General features: G+C 52.3%; 1 rRNA gene. It reads left to right on the forward strand.

What is annotated here, in order from left to right:
- The first annotated feature begins 22 nt into the window (after positions 1 to 22).
- Positions 23 to 2,950 (forward strand): 23S ribosomal RNA (locus JIN86_RS23305).
- The last annotated feature ends 2 nt before the right edge of the window (positions 2,951 to 2,952 follow it).

The raw sequence follows: 2,952 nt of genomic DNA on the forward strand, positions 1-2,952 counted from the left end.
TTTTTTATAGGCTTAATAACTTGGTTAAGTTATTAAGGGCGCACGGCGAATGCCTTGGCACTAGGAGCCGAAGAAGGACGGCACTAACACCGATATGCTTCGGGGAGCTGTAAGTGAGCTTTGATCCGGAGATTTCCGAATGGGGGAACCCACTACGTTTAATCGCGTAGTATCTTGACGTGAATACATAGCGTCTTGAAGGCAGACCCAGGGAACTGAAACATCTAAGTACCTGGAGGAAGAGAAAGAAAAATCGATTCCCTGAGTAGCGGCGAGCGAAACGGGAAGAGCCCAAACCAAGAGGCTTGCCTCTTGGGGTTGTAGGACACTCAATACGGAGTTACAAAAGAGCGAGTTAGATGAAGCGACTTGGAAAGGTCCGCCAGAGCAGGTAAAAGCCCTGTAGTCGAAAGTTCGTTCTCTCCTGAGTGGATCCTGAGTACGGCGGAACACGTGAAATTCCGTCGGAATCCGGGAGGACCATCTCCCAAGGCTAAATACTACCTAGTGACCGATAGTGAACCAGTACCGTGAGGGAAAGGTGAAAAGCACCCCGGAAGGGGAGTGAAAGAGATCCTGAAACCGTGTGCCTACAAGTAGTTAGAGCCCGTTAATGGGTGATAGCGTGCCTTTTGTAGAATGAACCGGCGAGTTACGATTACGTGCAAGGTTAAGCTTTAGAAGGCGGAGCCGCAGCGAAAGCGAGTCTGAATAGGGCGAAGTAGTACGTGGTCGTAGACCCGAAACCAGGTGATCTACCCATGTCCAGGGTGAAGGTGAGGTAACACTTACTGGAGGCCCGAACCCACGCACGTTGAAAAGTGCGGGGATGAGGTGTGGGTAGCGGAGAAATTCCAATCGAACTTGGAGATAGCTGGTTCTCTCCGAAATAGCTTTAGGGCTAGCCTCGTGATGAGAATACTGGAGGTAGAGCACTGTTTGGACTAGGGGGCCATCCCGGTTTACCGAATTCAGACAAACTCCGAATGCCAGATATTTATACACGGGAGTCAGACTGCGAGTGATAAGATCCGTAGTCAAAAGGGAAACAGCCCAGACCACCAGCTAAGGTCCCAAAGTAATCGTTAAGTGGAAAAGGATGTGGCGTTGCACAGACAACCAGGATGTTGGCTTAGAAGCAGCCATCATTTAAAGAGTGCGTAATAGCTCACTGGTCGAGTGACGCTGCGCCGAAAATGTATCGGGGCTAAACGATTCACCGAAGCTGTGGATTGACATCTACGATGTCAGTGGTAGGAGAGCGTTCTAAGTGCGTTGAAGTCAGACCGGAAGGACTGGTGGAGCGCTTAGAAGTGAGAATGCCGGTATGAGTAGCGAAAGACGGGTGAGAATCCCGTCCACCGTATGACTAAGGTTTCCTGAGGAAGGCTCGTCCGCTCAGGGTTAGTCGGGACCTAAGCCGAGGCCGATAGGCGTAGGCGATGGACAACAGGTTGATATTCCTGTACCACCTCCTCACCGTTTGAGAAATGGGGGGACGCAGTAGGATAGGGTAAGCGCGCCGTTGGTTGTGCGCGTCCAAGCAGTAAGGCGTGTGTGTAGGCAAATCCGCACACTGTAACGTTGAGCTGTGATGGCGAGTCCGTATGGACGAAGTTCCTGATTTCACACTGCCAAGAAAAGCCTCTATCGAGGTGAGAGGTGCCCGTACCGCAAACCGACACAGGTAGTCGAGGAGAGAATCCTAAGGTGTGCGAGAGAACTCTCGTTAAGGAACTCGGCAAAATGACCCCGTAACTTCGGGAGAAGGGGTGCTCTTGAGCGTGCAAGCGCATGAGAGCCGCAGTGAATAGGCCCAGGCGACTGTTTAGCAAAAACACAGGTCTCTGCAAAACCGTAAGGTGACGTATAGGGGCTGACGCCTGCCCGGTGCTGGAAGGTTAAGAGGAGTGGTTAGCGCAAGCGAAGCTGCGAATTGAAGCCCCAGTAAACGGCGGCCGTAACTATAACGGTCCTAAGGTAGCGAAATTCCTTGTCGGGTAAGTTCCGACCCGCACGAAAGGCGTAACGATCTGGGCACTGTCTCAACGAGAGACTCGGTGAAATTATAGTACCTGTGAAGATGCAGGTTACCCGCGACAGGACGGAAAGACCCCGTGGAGCTTTACTGTAGCCTGATATTGAATTTTGGTACAACTTGTACAGGATAGGTAGGAGCCAGAGATCTCGGAGCGCCAGCTTCGAAGGAGGCGTCGGTGGGATACTACCCTGGTTGTATTGAAATTCTAACCCATGCCCCTTAGCGGGGCAGGAGACAGTGTCAGGCGGACAGTTTGACTGGGGCGGTCGCCTCCTAAAAGGTAACGGAGGCGCCCAAAGGTTCCCTCAGAATGGTTGGAAATCATTCGTAGAGTGTAAAGGCACAAGGGAGCTTGACTGCGAGACCTACAAGTCGAGCAGGGTCGAAAGACGGGCTTAGTGATCCGGTGGTTCCGCATGGAAGGGCCATCGCTCAACGGATAAAAGCTACCCCGGGGATAACAGGCTTATCTCCCCCAAGAGTCCACATCGACGGGGAGGTTTGGCACCTCGATGTCGGCTCATCGCATCCTGGGGCTGTAGTCGGTCCCAAGGGTTGGGCTGTTCGCCCATTAAAGCGGTACGCGAGCTGGGTTCAGAACGTCGTGAGACAGTTCGGTCCCTATCCGTCGTGGGCGTAGGAAATTTGAGAGGAGCTGTCCTTAGTACGAGAGGACCGGGATGGACACACCGCTGGTGTACCAGTTGTCTTGCCAAAGGCATCGCTGGGTAGCTATGTGTGGACGGGATAAGTGCTGAAAGCATCTAAGCATGAAGCCCCCCTCAAGATGAGATTTCCCATTACGCAAGTAAGTAAGATCCCTCAAAGACGATGAGGTAGATAGGTTCGAGGTGGAAGTGTGGTGACACATGGAGCTGACGAATACTAATCGATCGAGGACTTAACCAAAA

The organism is Lysinibacillus sp. HST-98 (assembly GCF_016757845.1).
Taxonomy (GTDB): Bacteria; Bacillota; Bacilli; order Bacillales_A; family Planococcaceae; genus Lysinibacillus; species Lysinibacillus capsici.